This window comes from Nisaea acidiphila, assembly GCF_024662015.1.
GTDB classification, from domain to species: Bacteria; Pseudomonadota; Alphaproteobacteria; order Thalassobaculales; family Thalassobaculaceae; genus Nisaea; species Nisaea acidiphila.
Genome location: NZ_CP102480.1, coordinates 3,511,322 through 3,529,861 on the forward strand (window position 1 = coordinate 3,511,322; position 18,540 = coordinate 3,529,861).

The 18,540-nt window shown below is 62.5% G+C and carries 17 protein-coding genes; 12 read left to right on the forward strand and 5 right to left on the reverse strand.

All coding sequences use genetic code 11. From position 1 onward, the window contains the following. Window positions 1-96 precede the first annotated feature (96 nt). On the forward strand, window positions 97-1,470 hold the full coding sequence (locus tag NUH88_RS16405) for an aspartate aminotransferase family protein (protein WP_257767474.1): 1,374 nt from the start codon (window positions 97-99) through the stop codon (window positions 1,468-1,470). A gap of 54 nt (window positions 1,471-1,524) precedes the next feature. Here the strand turns inward: NUH88_RS16405 and NUH88_RS16410 are convergent, their stop codons facing one another. Both NUH88_RS16410 and NUH88_RS16415 read right to left on the reverse strand, forming a co-directional pair. After that, the gene (locus NUH88_RS16410; RefSeq protein ID WP_257767475.1) at window positions 1,525-2,952 is read right to left on the reverse strand and encodes an amidase; all 1,428 of its coding nucleotides are present in this window, start codon (window positions 2,950-2,952) and stop codon (window positions 1,525-1,527) included. A 2-nt stretch (window positions 2,953-2,954) separates the two neighbouring features. Continuing rightward, window positions 2,955-3,167, reverse strand: coding sequence for a hypothetical protein (locus tag NUH88_RS16415; RefSeq protein ID WP_257767476.1), 213 nt, complete (start codon window positions 3,165-3,167; stop codon window positions 2,955-2,957). A gap of 577 nt (window positions 3,168-3,744) precedes the next feature. On the opposite strand from NUH88_RS16415, the gene NUH88_RS16420 reads away from it, so the two are divergent. The 8 genes from NUH88_RS16420 to NUH88_RS16455 all read left to right on the forward strand — a co-directional run bounded on the left by NUH88_RS16420 (window position 3,745) and on the right by NUH88_RS16455 (window position 12,164). Beyond that, on the forward strand, window positions 3,745-5,331 hold the full coding sequence (locus NUH88_RS16420) for an ABC transporter substrate-binding protein (protein WP_257767477.1): 1,587 nt from the start codon (window positions 3,745-3,747) through the stop codon (window positions 5,329-5,331). A gap of 122 nt (window positions 5,332-5,453) precedes the next feature. Beyond that, window positions 5,454-6,410 (forward strand): ABC transporter permease, encoded by a 957-nt coding sequence (locus tag NUH88_RS16425; protein WP_257767478.1) that lies wholly within the window; start codon window positions 5,454-5,456, stop codon window positions 6,408-6,410. Window positions 6,411-6,423: 13 nt separating this feature from the next. Then, on the forward strand, window positions 6,424-7,326 hold the full coding sequence (locus tag NUH88_RS16430; RefSeq protein WP_257767479.1) for an ABC transporter permease: 903 nt from the start codon (window positions 6,424-6,426) through the stop codon (window positions 7,324-7,326). A gap of 11 nt (window positions 7,327-7,337) precedes the next feature. Next, a complete protein-coding gene (locus NUH88_RS16435) occupies window positions 7,338-8,453 on the forward strand; it encodes an ABC transporter ATP-binding protein (protein ID WP_257767480.1) in 1,116 nt (371 codons plus the stop codon). After that, window positions 8,450-9,472, forward strand: coding sequence for an ABC transporter ATP-binding protein (locus NUH88_RS16440; protein WP_257767481.1), 1,023 nt, complete (start codon window positions 8,450-8,452; stop codon window positions 9,470-9,472). The genes NUH88_RS16435 and NUH88_RS16440 overlap by 4 nt, the downstream gene beginning before the upstream one ends. A 26-nt stretch (window positions 9,473-9,498) precedes the next feature. After that, window positions 9,499-10,209, forward strand: a complete 711-nt coding sequence (locus NUH88_RS16445) for a cysteine hydrolase family protein (protein ID WP_257767482.1) — start codon at window positions 9,499-9,501, stop codon at window positions 10,207-10,209. Window positions 10,210-10,239: 30 nt separating this feature from the next. Beyond that, window positions 10,240-11,235, forward strand: a complete 996-nt coding sequence (locus tag NUH88_RS16450) for an asparaginase (protein ID WP_257767483.1) — start codon at window positions 10,240-10,242, stop codon at window positions 11,233-11,235. An 11-nt stretch (window positions 11,236-11,246) separates the two neighbouring features. Then, window positions 11,247-12,164, forward strand: a complete 918-nt coding sequence (locus tag NUH88_RS16455) for a DMT family transporter (RefSeq protein WP_257767484.1) — start codon at window positions 11,247-11,249, stop codon at window positions 12,162-12,164. Here the strand turns inward: NUH88_RS16455 and NUH88_RS16460 are convergent, their stop codons facing one another. The 3 genes from NUH88_RS16460 to NUH88_RS16470 all read right to left on the reverse strand — a co-directional run bounded on the left by NUH88_RS16460 (window position 12,165) and on the right by NUH88_RS16470 (window position 14,936). Next, window positions 12,165-13,586: an amidase gene (locus tag NUH88_RS16460; protein ID WP_257767485.1), complete on the reverse strand. Its 1,422-nt coding sequence runs from the start codon at window positions 13,584-13,586 to the stop codon at window positions 12,165-12,167. A 10-nt stretch (window positions 13,587-13,596) separates the two neighbouring features. Beyond that, window positions 13,597-13,809 carry a hypothetical protein gene (locus NUH88_RS16465; protein WP_257767486.1) on the reverse strand — a complete coding sequence of 71 codons (213 nt, stop codon included), beginning with the start codon at window positions 13,807-13,809 and terminating at the stop codon, window positions 13,597-13,599. Between the two features lie 134 nt (window positions 13,810-13,943). Continuing rightward, window positions 13,944-14,936 (reverse strand): DMT family transporter, encoded by a 993-nt coding sequence (locus tag NUH88_RS16470; protein ID WP_257767487.1) that lies wholly within the window; start codon window positions 14,934-14,936, stop codon window positions 13,944-13,946. A gap of 296 nt (window positions 14,937-15,232) precedes the next feature. On the opposite strand from NUH88_RS16470, the gene NUH88_RS16475 reads away from it, so the two are divergent. From NUH88_RS16475 to NUH88_RS16485, 3 genes are all read left to right on the forward strand, one after another. After that, on the forward strand, window positions 15,233-15,949 hold the full coding sequence (locus NUH88_RS16475) for a GntR family transcriptional regulator (RefSeq protein ID WP_257767488.1): 717 nt from the start codon (window positions 15,233-15,235) through the stop codon (window positions 15,947-15,949). 214 nt (window positions 15,950-16,163) lie between these two features. After that, complete coding sequence (locus NUH88_RS16480) at window positions 16,164-17,192, forward strand: ABC transporter ATP-binding protein (protein ID WP_372743525.1); 1,029 nt, start codon at window positions 16,164-16,166, stop codon at window positions 17,190-17,192. A 23-nt stretch (window positions 17,193-17,215) separates the two neighbouring features. Next, complete coding sequence (locus NUH88_RS16485; protein ID WP_257767489.1) at window positions 17,216-18,520, forward strand: ABC transporter substrate-binding protein; 1,305 nt, start codon at window positions 17,216-17,218, stop codon at window positions 18,518-18,520. The last annotated feature ends 20 nt before the right edge of the window (window positions 18,521-18,540 follow it).

Here is an 18,540-nt window from a genome sequence, read left to right on the forward strand (position 1 = left end):
CTCTCTGCCGGGCGGCCCGATTTCAGGCAGATCCTCTTCGCCCTTCCGCTCTAACGTGTCGCGAATCCGCGATCCGTTGCGCGAAAGGAAATCATCATGCTCACCAACGATCAGCTCGCCCAGTGGGACAGGGAGAATTTCTTCCATCCCTCGACCCATCTCGCCCAGCATGCCCGCGGTGAAACGCCGACCCGCGTGATTACCGGAGGTTCCGGCGTCTATATCGAGGACCGGGACGGCAAGAAGATGCTCGACGGCTTTGCCGGGCTCTATTGCGTGAATGTGGGCTACGGCCGCTCCGAAATCGCCGACGCCATCGCCGCGCAGGCGAAGGAACTGGCCTATTACCACGCTTATGTCGGGCACGGCACCGAGGCCTCGATCAAGCTCTCGAAGATGGTTTTGGAGCGCGCGCCGGAGAACATGTCGAAGGTCTATTTCGGCCTCGGCGGTTCGGACGCGAACGAGACCAACATCAAGCTGGTCTGGTACTACAACAACGTGCTCGGCCGGCCCGAGAAGAAGAAGATCATCTCGCGCTGGCGCGGCTACCACGGCTCCGGGCTGATGACCGGCTCGCTGACCGGGCTCGAGCTCTTTCACAAGAAGTTCGATCTGCCGCTGGCCCAGGTGATCCATACCGAGGCGCCGTACTATTACCGCCGCCCGGATCTCGCTCAGAGCGAGGAGGACTTCGTCGCATACTGCGTATCCGAACTTGAGGCGCTGATCGAACGCGAGGGCGCGGACACCATCGCCGCCTTCATCGGCGAGCCTGTGCTTGGCACCGGCGGGATCGTCCCGCCGCCGGCCGGTTACTGGAAGGCGATCCAGTCGGTCCTGAAGAAACACGATATCCTGCTGATCGCCGACGAGGTGGTCACCGGTTTCGGCCGCCTCGGCTCCATGATGGGCACGACCCACTACGGTATCGAGGCCGACATCATCACCATCGCCAAGGGGCTGACCTCGGCCTATGCGCCGCTTTCCGGCTCCATCGTTTCGGACGGGGTCTGGAAGGTGCTGGAACAGGGCACGGACGAGCTCGGACCGATCGGCCACGGCTGGACCTACTCCGCGCACCCGATCGGGGCCGCCGCCGGGGTCGCGAACCTGGAACTGATCGACACGCTGGGCCTGGTCGGCAACGCGAAGGAAATCGGCGCCTATTTCAACAAGGCGCTGCAGGACGCGCTCGGCGGCCACGCCAATGTCGGCGACGTGCGGGGAGAGGGGCTGCTGGCCGCGGTCGAATTCGTCGCGGATAAGGACGGCCGTACGTTCTTCGATCCGGCGAAAAAGGTCGGCCCGTCCATCGCCACCGCGCTGCTCGGAGAGGGCGTGATCGCTAGGGCGATGCCGCAGGGAGACATTCTCGGTTTCGCTCCGCCGCTTTGTCTGACCCGCGAGGAAGCGGATGCCATCGTCGGCGCCACGGTGAAAGCAGTCGAGAGCGTACTCGGCGCCTAGTTCATGTCACGGATGCGGGCGGCGGGTGCGATGCCGCCGCCCGGTCCAATGTCCTCAGGCGGCGCTTGCCGCTATTGCGACGCTCATCTCCGGCCAGCGCTGGTGCCAGTCGGTGGCCTTCTCGTAGGTCTGACCCGCTTGGAACACCGTCGCCTCGTCGAAATACTTGCCGACGATCTGCATCGAGAGCGGCAGGCCGGACTGGCTGAACCCGACCGGGATCGACATGGCCGGATTGCCGGTCACGTTGAAGGGCAGGGTCTGCATCGGCCAGTTGATCGGGAAGCTTTGCTGCGGCGCGTCGATCAGTGGCGCGGGCGTGAGGGAACTTGCCGCGATCAGCACGTCGTAGCGCGAGAAGAGTCCTGCATTGATCTCCTCGCAGAGTTCGCGCCGCTGGCGCTGGGCTTGCATCAGGTCGGCCGCCGTCAGGTAGCTGCCGAGAACGATCCGCTCCATGGTCAGGCGCCCGTAATCGAGCGGCCTTGATTGCAGGTCCCGCTCATGGATCGCGAAGGCCTCGGCCAGCAGGATCACGCGGCCGCAATTGTTGTAGTCGGCATAGGGCGAGACCGCGGCCACTTCCTCGACCTCGGCGCCGAGCCCCCGGAAGACGCCCATCGCGGCATCGATGGCGGCGACGGCTTCGTCGGAAATGCCCTCGGCGTCCCGGTAAAAAGAGCTGAGCACACCGATCTTCATGCCTTTCACTCCGGCTTCGAGCCCGGAGCTGAAGTCCGGCACCGGCACATCGGCCGAAGCCGGGTCGAGCGGATCGTATCCGGCGATGCATTGCATGGTGATGGCCGCATCCTCGACGCTCTTGGAGAGCGGGCCGCAATGGTCGAGCGTGTATGAGAGCGGGAAGACGCCGCGACGGCTGACGCGTCCGTAGGTCGGCTTGATCCCGATCGTGCCGCAATAGGCGGCAGGGCCGCGGATCGAGCCGCCGGTGTCAGAGCCCATCGCGGTGCGCAGCAGGCCTGCCGCGACCGCGGCGCCGGAGCCGCTTGAGGAACCGCCCGGTCCGTGCGCCGGGTTCCAGGGGTTGCGCGCCGGCGGGAAAGGCAGATCGAAGGACGGGCCGCCGAACGCGAATTCGTGCGTGGCCAGTTTGCCGATCAGCACGCCGCCCGCGTCTTTCAGCTTTGTCGCGCACACGCTGTCCGAAGCTGGGACGTCGTCGAGGCGCAGCTTGGAATGGCAGGTGGTCCTGATCCCGGCAGTGTCATAGATGTCCTTCAGGCCGTATGGGACCCCATGCATCGGACCGCGATCCGTGCCTTCCTTTAGTTCCCTGTCGGCGCGGGCCGCGTCTTCCAGCGCCCGTTCGGACGTCACGGTGATGAAACTGTCGATCTGGCCGTCTAGGGCGGCAACCCGGTCCAGGGTCTCCTCTGTCAGGGCGACGGAGGTTAGGGAGCCGTCCCGAAGCGCCTTGCCGAGTTCCGCGATCGATTTGCTGTCTGCAACGCCACCCATGGTCAGCCCTCCCGACCAATGGTGCCGGCGACGAAGATACCCGCTGGCTCGGAGGCTGCCGTCCGCGGCCGCCGAAGTCCGTCCGCCATCGCGCGTAAGCCCTTGTAGCCTTCAAAGATCGCCTGTTCGCGGTCTGCCGGAAGGGTGAGGCCGAGTGTTTCTGTGATTTTCTGGAACGCGATGCGCGCTCCCTTATCGTCCTGGATGTCAGACATGGCTGCGCTCCCGCTGGTCCCGGTTTCGGGAAAAGTCAGCGCTTCTTGGGCGCCGTTTGTCTCAGAAGGGCAAATTGTATCCAAAAATATGACTGGTGACGCAATAAATTTGTGCATTGCACAAATATTGATCGTTTTTATGTTCCGGCGTTTTTAGAAAAGTTGAATTATTTCAGATAAATAGGATGGCAATCTTTGTGGGGCAGGGTTTTTGCGCTGTGTCAGATTGTGGCGAATTGATTAAGGATTGTGCATGCAGGTTTCCGGAAATGGGGCGCCGCATGGGTGTCTTCGGCGGTTCCTGTGGCCGTGAATTAGTGGAGCGGGCTTTCTGAAATAGGATTTTAAGTCAGGGAATTCATGAAGATTCAATCTATTGCATGAATTTGCTTTGGGTGCACTTCAGCTTTGGATCGATAGATTGGATACAATTATCTTGCCATGGCATGGCATTTGCTGTGCGGTAGTCGAATGCAGGGCGATGTGGTCGCAATGCAGCATCGTCGTTTTCCGTCCTGGAGAACGCCGGTAGCGGGGATCACACGGGGCGCCTTGCTGACAACAAGGAGGCTTCTCAATGAAAACACTCAAAAGGCTCGCCGCAGCCGTTTCGGTCACCGCCGGTCTGGCGATGGCCGGCCAGGCGGCGAACGCGGAATCCGTTCTCCGCGTGGCGATGACCGCCGGGGATATTCCGATCGTCATCGGCCAGCCCGATCAGGGCTTCGAGGGCTATCGTTTCGTCGGCTACAATCTGTATGACACGCTGACCCTCTGGGATCTCTCCCAGGGCGAAACCGCGGCGGATATCAAGCCGGGTCTGGCGACGTCCTGGAAGATCGATCCGAACGACAACAAGCGTTGGCTCATCACGCTCCGCGAAGGCGTGAAATGGCATGACGGTTGCGATTTCGTTCCCGAGGACGTGGTCTGGAACTTCGAGCGTATCTCCAAGGAAGATGCGCCGCAGTTCAACGTGAAACAGTTCGGCATGATCCGGAACCGGACCGGCAATATCGACAAGGTCGAGGTGCTGGGCGATCACGACATCGCCATCGTCACCAAGACGCCGGACGCGCTTTTCCCCTATCAGCTCAGCTATTGGTACATGATCAGCAAGTGCCGCCTGACCGAGCTGAACAACGATTACGAGGCCTATGCCAACGCGCCGTCCGGCACCGGCCCGTACAAGTTCGACAAGATCGTGCCGCAGGAGCGTCTCGAGCTGGTGAAGAACGAGGGTTATTGGGACAAAGGCCGGGTGCCGAAGCATGACCGGCTGGTATTGATCCCGATGCCGGAAGCGACCACCCGCGCCGCGGCCCTGCTCTCGGGCGAAGTCGATTTCATCGAGGCACCGTCGCCGGATACGATTCCGCGGCTGGAATCCGCCGGCATGCAGATCGTGACCCGGGCCTATCCGCACAATTGGTCCTATCAGCTGAACTTCGTGGACGGGAACTTCAAGCACAAGGAAGTCCGCCAGGCCGCGAACTATGCGCTGAACCGTCCGGAAGTGAAGGCGCTGCTGAACGGCTACATGGTCGAGGGCTACACCAACGTGCCCCCGTCGACCCCGTATCACGGCACGCCGTCGGTGAAGTACGAGTACAATCCGGAAAAGGCGACCGAGCTGCTGAAGAGCGTCGATTGCTATCCCTGCAAGATCACGCTCGCTATCTCCACCTCCGGCTCCGGCCAGATGCAGCCGCTGCCGATGAACGAACTGGTGAAAAGCCAGCTCGACGCGGCCGGTTTCGAGACCGAGCTGAAGGTGATGGATTGGAACGCGCTGCTTGATGTCGGGCGTCCGGGCCGGGAAAAGAACCCGGACATCGACGGCATCAATATCAGCCGCGCTCTGCAGGATCCGTTCAGCGCCCTGATCCGTCACGTCTATACCAAGCAGCACGCGCCGAAAGGCTCGAACTGGGGTCACTATTCCAACCCCGAGGTCGATGCTCTGATCGACGAGATCTATCTTGCCTTCGATCCGGCGGTGCGGCTGGAAAAGCTTACCAAGCTGCATGAGCTGATGGTCGAGGAAGCCACGCTTTTGTGGGTCGCGCATGACGTGAACCCGCGTGCGCTCGCTCCGAACGTCAAAGGCTTCGTGCAGGCGCAGAGCTGGTTCCAGGACCTGACTCCGATCGTCGTCGAATAACCGGATAACCCACCGCTCCGGGCCCGCTTTCCGCTTGTCGGTTGCGGGCCCGGAGTACCCGGAAATGAACCGGTGGGGGCGCCAGGCGCCTGAACCCGGCATCCGACAGGAGAGATGCGACCGTGACCGCCTACATCATCCGCCGCCTCATGTATGCGATTCCCATCGCGTTCGGCGTCAGCATCGTATGCTTCGCGCTGGTCTATATCGCCCCCGGCGATCCGCTGCAGACGATCCTTCCAGAGGATGCAAGCGAAGAGACCATCATGATGGTCAAGAAGGCCTACGGCTTCGACAAGCCGATCCCGGTGCAGTACGCGATCTGGCTCGGCAAGGTTCTGACCGGCGATTTCGGCATCTCCATCGCCACCGGACGGCCTGTCACGGACGAGATCTTCAAGGCACTTGGAAACACCATCCTGCTCGCCGCCGGCGCGGTCCTGGTCGCCTTCACGCTTGCCTTCAGCATCGGCACCATCGCCGGCTACCGGGTCGGCTCTTTCATAGACCGCGCGGTGACCGGCATCGCGGTGATCGGCGTCAGCGTGCCGAACTACTGGCTCGGCATCGTCCTCGTCATCGTCTTCGCCGTCGAACTGAACGTGCTCCCGGCGACGGGCATGGGGCCCCGCGGCTCCGACAGTTTCAATATCTTCGAGTGGAGCAACTTCCGGCATATGATCATGCCGATCGTCACGCTCTCTCTCATTCCGATCGGGATCATCGCCCGGACAACGCGTTCCGCGGTCGCGGAAGTCCTCAACCAGGATTTTGTCGAGACGCTCCGGGCCAAGGGCCTGATGGAAACCGAGATCCTGCTGCACGTGATCAAAAACTCGCTGCCGCAGGTGCTCGCCGTCATGGGGCTGCAGTTCGGCTATCTGATGGGCGGATCGATCCTTGTGGAGACGATCTTCACCTGGCCGGGCTCCGGTTTCCTCCTGAACAAGGCGATTCTGACCCGCGACCTGCCGGTCCTGCAGGGCACGATCCTCGTGCTCGCGATCATCTTCGTCGCCACCAACCTCGTGATCGACCTGCTGCAGACGGCGGTCGATCCGCGGCTGAAGCGCAGTTGAGGGGAGAGCTGACATGACCGATATCACGGCGAACAGCATCCAGCCTGAGGCGACCGAGGTCGCCCCGGCCCTCAAGGTGCGGAGCTACTGGCAGACCGTCGGCTACCGGCTGCGCTACGACTACATGACGCTGTTCTTCGGCACGGTGGTGCTCCTGATCATCCTGTCGGCCATTTTCGCGCCTCTGATCGCGCCGATGGACCCCTACCAGAGCAGCATGCTGAGTCGCTTGAAGCCAATCGGCTACAAGGATTTCCTTCTCGGCACCGATGAACTCGGGCGGGATATCCTTTCCCGTCTGCTCTATGGCGGCCGGATCTCGCTTGCCATGGGAATTCTTCCGGTGGTCATCGCCACGCTCGTCGGAGGCTCTCTCGGAGTCATCGCCGGCTTTGTCGGCGGGCGCACGAACATGGCGATCATGCGGACGATGGACGTGTTCTACGCCTTTCCGTCCATCCTGCTGGCCGTGGCGATATCCGGAGCGCTGGGCGGCGGCATCTTCAACGGCATGATGTCGCTCACCCTGGTCTTCATCCCGCCGCTTTGCCGTGTGGCGGAGACAGCGACATCGCAGGTGCGCAATCTCGATTTCGTCGAGGCGGCGCGGGCGACCGGGGCCGGTACATTCAGCATCATCCGGGTACATATCCTCGGCAACGTGCTGGGGCCGATCCTGATCTACTCCTCGAGCCTTGTCAGTGTCTCGATCCTGCTCGCCTCCGGCCTTTCTTTCCTCGGTCTCGGAGTCACACCGCCGGAGCCGGATTGGGGGTTGATGCTGAATACATTGCGGCAGGCGATCTACATCCAGCCCCTGGTTTGTGCGTTGCCCGGGGTCGCGATCCTGATCACCTCGATCTGTTTCAACCTGGTCAGCGACGGTCTTCGCTCGGCCATGGACGTCCGGATGTAAGGAGCCGACCCATGAGCATGACAGAGACAAAGCCGGCCCTTTCCGAGGTCGACAAGCGGGATGCACGGGATCGGGGCGGCGATGCGCAGCCGATGTTGATTGCACGGGGTCTGAAGAAGCATTTTCCGATAACCGGAGGTGTTCTCAACCGCGCCGTCGGCCATGTCCGCGCGGTGGACGGGGTGAATTTCACGGTGATGAAAGGCGAGACCCTAGGCGTGGTCGGCGAGTCCGGCTGCGGCAAGTCCACGCTTGCCCGCCTGCTGATGCACTTGATTGTTCCGGACTCGGGCGAGTTGATCTTCGACGGCGACGAGGTCGGCGCGAAGGACGGGCTCGAGATCCGCGACATGCGGCGCCTGATGCAGATGGTATTCCAGGATTCCTACTCGTCCCTGAATCCCCGGATGCCGGTGGAGGATTCCATCGCCTATGGCAAGACCGTGCACGGTGCGAGCAAGGCCGAGGCCAAGGAGGCGGCGCGGGAACTGATGGCGAAGGTCGGGCTCGATCCGAACCTCTTCGGCCCGCGCTATCCGCACGAGCTTTCGGGCGGGCAAAAGCAGCGGATCAACATCGCACGCGCCCTGGTGCTGGAGCCGCGGGTCGTCATCCTCGACGAAGCGGTATCCGCCCTCGACAAATCCGTTGAGGCGCAGGTCCTGAACCTGCTGCGCTATCTGAAGGATGTCTTCAACCTCACCTACGTCTTCATCTCGCACGATCTGAACGTTGTGCAATATGTGAGCGACCGGGTGCTGGTCATGTATCTCGGCGAGGTGGTCGAGATCGGCCCGGTGGACGAGATCTACGAAAGCCCGAAACATCCCTATACGGCGGCCCTTCTGGCCTCGCGCCTTTCCATGGACCCCGACGACAGGGTCGAGGAACCGCCGCTGGTAGGCGACCCGCCGAACCCGATCAATCCACCCTCCGGCTGTCGCTTCCGGACCCGCTGCGAGTTCGCGGAGAAGATCTGCGAGGTTGAGTCCCCGGTGCTTCCCGATACCGAGGGGCGGGCGGCGCATGCCTGTGCCTGCCACATGTTCGTGCCGAAATCCGGGCACTCGAAAGCGGCGAGCCTCGAGATGCCGGCCCCGAAGAAAGCTGCACGGAGTGCCTCATGAGCGCGGAAAAGAAAACGCCCCTGGTCTCCATCGAGGATCTGAACGTCAAGTTCGTCAGCCGCGAGGCGACGGTGAATGCGGTGAACGACGTGAACCTGACCCTGAACCATGGCGAGGTGCTTTGCATCATCGGCGAATCCGGTTCGGGCAAGAGCGTGAGCATGAAGGCGCTGATGCGCCTGTTGCCGGAACGGCGCTCGAAGATCGCCGGTAAGCTCTCGGTGGACGGCCAGGACGTGCTCGCCCTCAAGGGCAAGGAGCTTTCAAAGTTCCGTGGCGGCGAGGCGGCGATGATCTTTCAGGAGCCGATGACGGCGCTCGACCCGGTCTTCACGATCGGCCACCAGATCGCCGAAACGGTGCGCCGGCATGAGGGCTGTTCCTTCGAACAAGGCCTTGCGCGGGCGCTGGAGCTGCTCGAACTGGTGAAAGTTCCGTCGGCCGAGCGCCGCCTGAAGGCCTTTCCGCACGAGCTCTCCGGCGGTCTCCGCCAGCGCGCCATGATCGCTCTCGCGCTTTCCTGTCGGCCGAAGCTTTTGCTCGCGGACGAGCCGACCACGGCGCTGGACGCGACGGTGCAGATCCAGGTGCTGATCCTGATGCGCAAGCTGCAGCAGGAGCTCGGCATGGGCATGATCTTCGTGACTCACGATCTCGGAGTTGCGGCCGAGATCGCCGACCGAGTAGCGGTGATGTATGCCGGCCGCATCGTCGAAACCGGTACGGTGCAGGAAGTCCTGACCGATCCGAAACATCCCTACACCAAGGGCATGCTCTCCTCGACCGTGCACGGGAACATGCGCGGTAAGGATATCGAGGCCATTCCGGGCAGCCCGCCGGACCTGCGCGCACTGCCGACGGGCTGCAGTTTCGCGCCCCGCTGCCCTAAGGCTGACGAGACCTGCCGGGCGCAGCTTCCGCCCGAGGTCACGCTTGGACCGGGGCGGGTCGCGCGCTGCCTGAAGCTGGACGACGCGCCGCCCGCGGCGAGGCCGGAGCGGGAGTCCGTACTGGCCTGACAATCAAACCAAAAGGGAGAGTGAAGATGCATGAGATCGCCATACCGCAACGCGTCGTGGACTCCGTTGTCGCTCGCCGCGGCACGGCCCATCCCTTTGCCGATCTCGATCCGTCCAAGACCGCTCTGATCGTCGTCGATCTGCAGAACGGCTTCATGATGGACGGTGTCGCTCACGCGCTCTGCACCATGGCGCGGGAAATCGTGCCGAACGTGAACAAGCTCGCCTCCGCAGTGCGGGCGACCGGCGGTCAGGTGTTCTGGATCCAGAACACCCATGACGAATCCTGCCTGGAGAGCTGGTCAAACTTGCATGCTATGACTCTGCCCGAGAAGACGGCGAAACGTGTCGAGTCGATGAGCGAGGGGACGGTCGGACACGATCTTTGGGCCGACCTCGACGTCAAACTGAACGATACCAAGGTATTCAAATACCGCTACTCCGCCTTCCTTCCCGGTTATTCCGATCTGCCGGACATCCTGCGCGCGCGGGGGCTCGACACGGTTCTGATCACCGGGACTGTTACGAATGTGTGCTGCGAGTCCTCTGCGCGCGATGCGATGATGATGAACTTCAAGACCATCATGGTGACGGACGGCAACGCCGCGAACACCGACGAGGAGCACAACAGCTCCCTCGTCAATTTCTACCTCACCTTCGGTGATATCATGAGCACCGAGGAGGTGATCGACTGCCTCAACAAGAACGCTGCGGGCGCCCGTTCCGCCGCGGAGTAATTCCTTTAGTACCAACCTGATAGGTAAAAGATGAGCAAGCCCAAGGTCGCGGTCATCGGCACCGGCGGAACCATTGCGTCGATCGGCAAGACCCCGCTCGACATCCTCGACTACGGCGCCAACAAGAAGATGGTCGGCATCGAGGAGATCCTCGCCATGTTCCCGATCGTGCACGAGGTCGCGGACGTTGTTCCCGTGCCATACCAGGCGATCCCGAGCCCGTCCGTCGGCTTCAAGGAATGGCGCGACCTGGTGCTGAAGATCGACGAGCTGGCCAAGGATCCGGATCTCGACGGTATCGTCGTCACCCACGGCACGGCCTCTCTCGAGGAGACCGCCTACGCGCTGCACCTGACCGTGAAGGCGGATATTCCGGTCGTCGTGGTCGGCTCCCAGCGGCCGTCGAGCGCGCTCTCGACCGATGCCGGCTTCAACCTTGTGAACGGCATCCGCACGGCAGGCTCTCCGGAGGCGCAGGGCATGGGCGTGATGACCCTGCTGAACGACGAAATCCAGTGCGCCCGCGAGGTCACCAAGACATCGACCTACCGCATGCAGACCTTCCGCACGCCCGATTTCGGCTGTCTCGGTCATGCGGACGGAGACGCGGTAGTGTTCTACCGCAAGCCGCTGCGTAAACACGCGCCGGATACCGAGTTCGATATCCGCAAGATCGATGGCATGCCGCGAGTCGACATCGCCTATGCCTATACCGGATCCGACGGTACCGCCTGCCGCGCCTTTTTGGAGGCAGGAGCCGAGGGGATCGTCTCCGCCGGTTTCGCACCCGGCTTTTGCGGCCCGGGCGACGAGGCCATCCTGCGCGAGGCGGTAGAGAAGGGCGTCGTGGTCGTGCAATCGACCCGGGCCGGCAGCGGGCGGACCTTCATGAGCACGAAGATCAAGGAATGCGGCTTCCTGATCGCGGACAACCTCAATCCGCAGAAGGCCCGCATCCTGCTCTCCCTCGCCCTCACCGTGACCAAGGACCCGGCCGAGATCGCGAGGATCTTCCAAACCTACTGACGGGGCGGGCGATGTCTTCGGATCCCGCACCGGCCTTGCCCGCGCGTGTCGTCGATCCGGACGCGCGCACGGGCATTCTGCTGACCATCCTCGGATTGATCCTGTTCTCGGTTCTGAACGGGGTGGTGAAGGCGCAGACCGAGATTTTTCCGGTCGTGCAGATCATGTTCTTCCGCAACGCTTTCGCGCTGCTGCCGCTGGCCCTCTTCATCGGCTTGACGGCCGGCTGGAAATCCGTCCGGACTGAACGTCCCGCCCTGCATCTGCTGCATGCCTTTCTGGTCAGCGGCGCGATCGGCTTCATCTTCCTCGGTTACAATGCCCTGCCTCTGGCGGACGCAACGGCGATCAATTTCGCGGCGCCCTTGGTGGTGTGCGTGCTCTCCGTGCCGCTGCTGAAGGAACCGGTCGGGCCGCTCAAATGGTTCGCGGTGCTGATTGGCTTCGCCGGCGTGATGATCATGGTGCGGCCGGGCGGGGATGTGATCCGCGAGGGGGCGATCTACAGCTTCTCCGGCACGGTAATGAGCGCCGGCGGGCTGTTGCTGGCGCGCCATCTCAGCCGGTTCGACGCGACGACGACGATCGTCTTTCTCTTCATGGCGCTCTCCTCGGCCATGATGCTGCCGCTGCTCTTCTTCTTCTGGGTGACGCCGACGCCGCTGCAGCTCGCCGGGCTGGTTGCCATGGGGATCGCGTCCGGAGTTGCGCAATACATGACCACGCGGGCTCTGTTCCACGCGTCTGCCGCGACGATCGCGCCGCTCGGCTACACGAAGATGATCTGGGCCCTGCTGATCGGCTATTTCGCCTTCGGCGATTGGCCGGCGCCGGTGGTGCTTGCCGGCGCCGGCCTGGTGCTGCTCAGTACCTGGGTGGTTTATCGCAGGGAAACCGTTTCCTCCCAACGCAGACCCGCCGCAGAGTGATCACTCCGCGGCGAGAGCCCCGTCCGCGCTCAGCGGGGGACGCCGACTGCGCCAGTCGCTTGCCCGCTCGTAGGCGGCGCCGACGCGAAACACCATGGCTTCGTCGAAGGGTTTGCCGACCACCTGGAGCGAGATTGGCAAGCCGTCTGAGGTGAAGCCGCAGCAGACGGACATGGCCGGGCTGCCGGTCACGTTGAACGGCACGGTCATGTAACCCGAGAGCGCCAGCGGATCGTTCGGCTGGGCATCGAAACGACCGGCCGGAAGCGAGGTCGCGGGCGCGATCACGGCATCGTACCTGCCGAACATCTCGGCATTGAACTGCATGGTCATCTCGCGGCGCATGCGCAGGGCCTCGACATAGTCGGACCCGCGCACGAAGGCACCGGCCATCAGCCGTTCGCGTGTCGGCCTGCCGTAGAGCTCCGGGCGTTCCTGCAGGTCCTTCTCGTGGATCGCGTAGCATTCCGAGAGGATGATCATCCGGCCGCAGGCATGAAAGATCTCGTGCGATGGCAGGGTGACCTCTTCGACCGTCGCGCCGTCGGCGCGAAGCGTGTCCAGCGCCTCCCTGAGTGCCGCGCGGATCTCCGGATGGGTATGCTCGTCCTCGTCGAGCCAGTTTGCGACATAACCGATATTAAGGCCCTTCACGCCATCCTTGAGGCCCGCGCTGTAGTCGGAGACCGGAACGTCGGCAGAGGCGGGGTCGAGGGGATCGAACCCGGCCATTGCCTGCAGCGAGATCGCGGAATCCTCGACGTTCCAGCTGAGCGGGCCGCAATGGTCCATGGTGAAGGAGAGCGGGAAGACGCCACGCCGGCTGACCCGCCCGTAGGTCGGCTTGATGCCGACCGTGCCGCAATAGGCCGCCGGACCGCGGATCGAGCCACCTGTGTCGGAGCCGAGTGCCATCCGGGCCATTCCCGCGGCGACGGCGGCGCCGGAGCCGGAGGAGGAACCGCCCGGCACATGCTCGATATTCCAGGGATTTCGAGCCGGCGGGAAAAGCGTCTCCTCGCTCGGTCCGCCAGTGGCGAATTCGATGGTGGCGCATTTGCCGAGCAGCACGGCGCCGCCGTCGAGCAGTTTCTGTACCGAATGGGCGTTGCTCTCGGGAACCACGTCCGGCCGCAGTTTCGACTGGCAGGAGGTCAGGATGCCCGCGGTGTCGTAGATATCCTTGGCGCCGAACGGAATACCGTGCATCGGGCCGAGGTCGGTGCCGGCCATCAGCTCTTCCTCGGCCTTCTGCGCGCGTTCCAGCGCTAGCTCGGCTGTGACCGTATTGAAGGCCCTGACGGTTCCGTTGAGCTCGGAAATGCGGTCCAGCGCATCCTTCGTTGCCTCCACCGGCGAGAGGGAGCGGTCGCGGTAGGCCTTTCCGAGCTCTGCGATGGAGAGTTCCTTGATGTCTGACATGGCGGGGCTCCTACCGGCTCTCGATCACGCGCGTGATCGTCTCGAGGAAGTAGGCGTTCGAGGGCTCCAGCGTTGCCGGGCGCGGCCGGTTACGGACCATCTCCGACCATTCCAGAACATTCCTGTAAGTGTTGAGCATGGTGTCTTCGCGATCCGCCGGGATCTTCAGTCCGGCGCGCGTGATCACGGCGTCGTATTGCTGCTTTATCGCTGCATCGTCCATCGGTGAAGCCTCGTTCTGCCTTGTTTCTTTCGAAAAAGGCTATCAAAGCTTCAAATTGGATACAATCTGAGGGCTGTGTCTATTTTGGATGCAAATGGCTGGCGAGTCGGAACGAAACGGGTCCTCGCGAAGCGCTAGGCCTTGCGCTCCGCAGCCCGTTTTTCGGCCCGGACGGTGTAGAGCGAGGTCGCGATGATCAGTCCCGCGCCGGCTGCCGTCGCGATGTCCGGTATTTCGCCGAAAATGATGAAGCCTATCAGGGCGGCGAAGACCAGCCGGGTATAGTCCATGGGGGCGACCGCGGAAGCTTCGCCTTCCTTGAAGCCTTGAATGTTGGAGAGCTGACCGAACACGGACAGGACCCCGATCGCGGCCATGACCAGCCATTCGCGCGGGCTTGGGGTGACCCAGTAGGCGATCGTCGGAGGTATCATGATCAGTCCGACCAGAATGGCCTGGTAGCTCAGGATCGTCACCGAGCGGTCGAACTGCGAGACCTTGCGGATGATGACCATTACGGCCGCCGCCGAGGCGGCTCCGGCGACGGCGAAGACGGAATAGAGATTGAACCCCTCCGGGCCGGGTTGAACCATCACCAAAACGCCGGCGAACCCGATCAGGACGGCGAACCAGCGCCGGGGGCCTGCGACCTCACTCAACAGAAAGAGGGCGAAGATCGTCACGAACAGGCTTTTGGCGAAGCCAAGCGCCGTCGCTTCCGCAAGCGGCAGGTGAACGACCGCTGTGAATCCGCAGGTCATGGCGATCACCGCGAACAGGACGCGGGCAAGATGGAGCGGTACATGGTTGGTTTTCAGAATGCCCGGAAAGCCGGAAATCAGGATCGGCATGACCGTGCAGGTCATTACGATTTGCCGGAAGAGCAGGATCTGTACGACCGGGATTGTATCACCGATAGATTTGATCAGCGCCGTCATGACGGTGAAGAACAGCCCTGCAATCACCACCCAAATCGCGCCGCGAGCATTGCCGGGCAGGGCCCGGAACGGGGCCGAAACCGGTTTCAGTATGGTGTCGAGAATTCCGGATAACCGGTTGAAGACAGATCGTGTCGACGCTAAAAGCCCCGTTGCCGGGGCGGAGGGTTTCTCTGGTTCGCTGACCACTTGAATGGGTCCTTGCTGGCGCGTGCCGGGTCTCGAGGATGCGGAGACAAGAATAGTTCGCCGGGCGCGGCGTGTGAAATTGGATTCAATCTTCGCAGAAATGTCCTCTAGCTGTCTACCTCCGGAGGCCGTGCTGTGATATAGTCTCGCGCGCGAACCGAAATTTCGGCGCGATGGGAGAAATGCGAAACACCGTCTGCGCAAGCGGCGGCCGGGAAGTGCGGTTAAGCAAGAGTGCATTAAACGAAAAGGCATTGGCGCCATCGGCCCGTGCCGAATGCGACTAGGGTGAATGAATGTCAACTCGCGGTCAGTCGGTCGTGCGCTCCCTGCGGGACAGGGTGCTGGACGGTCAGTACGCGCCGGGCGCGCGTCTCAACGAAATCGAGATATCCAATTCGCTGAACGTATCGCGGACTCCGGTCCGTGCGGCGCTCGCGATCCTCGCGGCCGAGGGGTTGCTCGATTACGTGCCGAACAGCGGCTACGTGGTCCGGAGCTACACGGTGCAGGATATCGAGGGCGTCTATGCCGCGCGGTCGGTGCTGGAGGGTCTCGCCGCCAGAACCGTCGCGGAGAAAGGGCTGTCGGACAGCGCCCGCGGGCTGCTGCACAAGAACCTGTCCGAAACCGAAGCTTTGCTTAATTACTCCGATTGGTCGGACGAGGTGCGCGACGCCTGGGCTCGGCTCAACGAGGAGTTCCACGAGGCGATCTTCGCCGATGCGGGTAACCGGCATCTGAGCGAGTTGATCGGCAAGTCCCGTTCGATCCCTTTGCTCAAGGGGGTCAAGTTTCGCTGGCATGACCTCGAGACACTGGCCACGTCCTTTGCCGATCACGCCGAGTTGTTCGACGCGATCGCCAACGGGCAGGGATCGAGGGCGGAGTATCTCGCGCGGGAGCATGTCTACCAAGCCGGCCGCCGGCTGATCGCGAACTGGCGCAGGGCAGGTGCGGATACGGCGTCTTCTGGGCGCCGTCCGGCCCGAAGGGTATCTCGCGCCGCCTGAGCGTGCAGCTCAAACGCATGAGGCGGGGGGCGCCAAGCCCAATGTCCGTTTTTTAGCCAGAAACACGCGCCATTCTGCAAAATTAATAGGCATGGCGGGATTGCCTCGCAGCCGTTCTCCCGGATTCCGCTGCGCTTGCGGGCATGGCATGCATATTGCTGTTCCATGATCGAATGTTGCGCCGCAGCAAAAACGCTGATCGGGGAGACAAGGCGTGGTGCGCACCGGTGGTGAAATCGAGCTTGTTGGCCTGACCAAACGCTACGGATCCGTCGAGGCCGTGAAGGCGATCGATGTGAGAATCCCGGAGGACAGCTATTGCTGTCTGCTGGGGCCGTCCGGCTGCGGCAAGACCACGACGCTGCGCATGATCGCCGGGCACGAGAGTGTCTCGGAGGGGGATATCCTGATCGGCGGCGCGAACGTCTCCGACCTGATGCCGGCCAAGCGCGGCACGGCGATGATGTTCCAGAGCTATGCCCTGTTTCCTCATCTGAATTGCGCCGAGAATGTCGCCTTCAGTCTGAAGATGCGCGGTATGGGCAAGAGCGAGCGGCGTGAGACCGCGATGGAATATCTGGCGCTGGTCGAGATGGACCAGCACGCCGAGCGCCTTCCCTCGCAGCTATCCGGCGGACAGCAGCAGCGTGTAGCACTGGCCCGCGCGCTGGTGACGAAACCTGATGTCCTGCTGCTCGACGAACCGCTTTCGGCCCTCGACCCGTTCCTGCGCATTCGCATGCGCGAGGAATTGAAGCGTCTGCAGTCCGAACTCGGCATCAGCTTCATCCACGTCACTCACAGCCAGGAAGAGGCGATGGCGCTTGCCGATCTGGTGGTCGTCATGAATGACGGCCGCATCGAGCAGGCGGCGCCTCCGCGCGAAGTTTTCGAGAAACCCGCGAGTGTCTTCGTCGCCCGCTTCATCGGGGGACATAACGTGATGAGCGGAGCGATTGCCGGCGAGGATCCGGCGAGTTCGGTCGCGATCCGGGCCGACAGGGTAAGCCTTTCCCGCGCCGGGGGCGCCATCGGCGACGGCAGTCACAGCGTCGAGGCGAAGATCGCCGCCATTGAATATCTCGGGCTCTGGGCGAAGCTGCGACTCGATGCGCCGGAACTTCAGGATTTCACCGTGTCCCTGCCGGATTCCCAGTTCTTCGCGGAAGGCTTCCGGGTGGGTGAGAGCGTCACCGCGTCATGGCGTTCTACCGATCTGCACCGGCTGAGTGCCGATCGGTAGGACATCAAAAGAGGAGGCTTCAGATGTCGAATACCAAGGACCTGAAAAAAACGAAAACGTCCAAAGGAGCTATCTCGCGTCGTGGCGTGCTGAAGGGAATGGCCGCGGGGGCGGTCGCCGGAGGTACGCTGATCAAGGGAGCGCCCTTCGTGCATGCGTCGGAGCCGATCACGCTTCGCATCGCCGGCACGGGCGTCAATCAGTTCAAGGAACTGGCCGACAAGGCGAAGGAGGATCTGGGCTTCACGATCCAGTACACCTCGCTCACTTCGGACGACGTGGTGAAGCGGGCAGTAACCCAGTCCTCGTCCTTCGACATGCTCGATGCCGAATACTGGATGCTCAAGAAGATCGTGCCCTCGGGCAAGATGAAGGGCATGGATGTTTCGAAGATCAAGTATTACGACCAGATCGTGCCGATCTTTACCAAGGGCGAGCTGCCGGATGGTACCAAGATGTCCCGCCAGGGCATCGCGCCGATCAAGGTGAGCTACCTGAAAGGTGCTGAGTCGAGCGAGTTTGCCGATGACCCCAGCGGCTACATGACGCTGATCCCGACGGTCTACAATGCCGATACGCTCGGCATCCGGCCGGACCTGATCAAGCGCCCGATCAATACCTGGGCCGAACTGCTGAATCCGGAATTCAAGGGCAAGGCCTCGATCCTGAACATTCCCTCTATCGGCATCATGGATGCCGCCATGGTCTGCGAAGCCTCCAAGCTCGTCAGCTACGGCGACAAAGGCAACATGACCAAGGAAGAGATCGACGCCACCATGAAGGTGCTGACCGAGGCCAAGAAAGACGGCCAGTTCCGCGCCTTCTGGAAGGAGTTCAACGAGAGCGTCAACCTGATGGCCTCGGGCGAAGTCGTGATCCAGTCCATGTGGTCGCCGGCGGTCACCAAGGTCCGCTCGATGGGCGTGCCCTGCATCTACCAGCCGCTGAAGGAAGGTTACCGGGCCTGGGCCGGCGGCCTCGGCCTGCCGTCGCATCTCGACGGCAAGAAACTGGATGCGGCCTACGAGTTCATCAACTGGTACATGTCCGGCTGGACCGGCGCCTTCCTGAACCGCCAGGGCTACTACACCGCCGTGCTGGAAACCGCGAAACCCTTCATGTCCGAGGACGAATGGGGCTTCTGGATGGAAGGCAAGCCGGCCAAGTCCGACATCATGAGCCCGACCGGCCAGAAGATCGAACCGGCGGGCGCGACCCGCGATGGCGGCTCCTTCTGGGACCGCATGGGGAACGTGACCGTCTGGAACACGGTGATGGACGAGGACCGTTACATGGTCCGCAAGTGGAACGAGTTCATCGCCGCCTGATGAATCTTATGCCGGAGGCC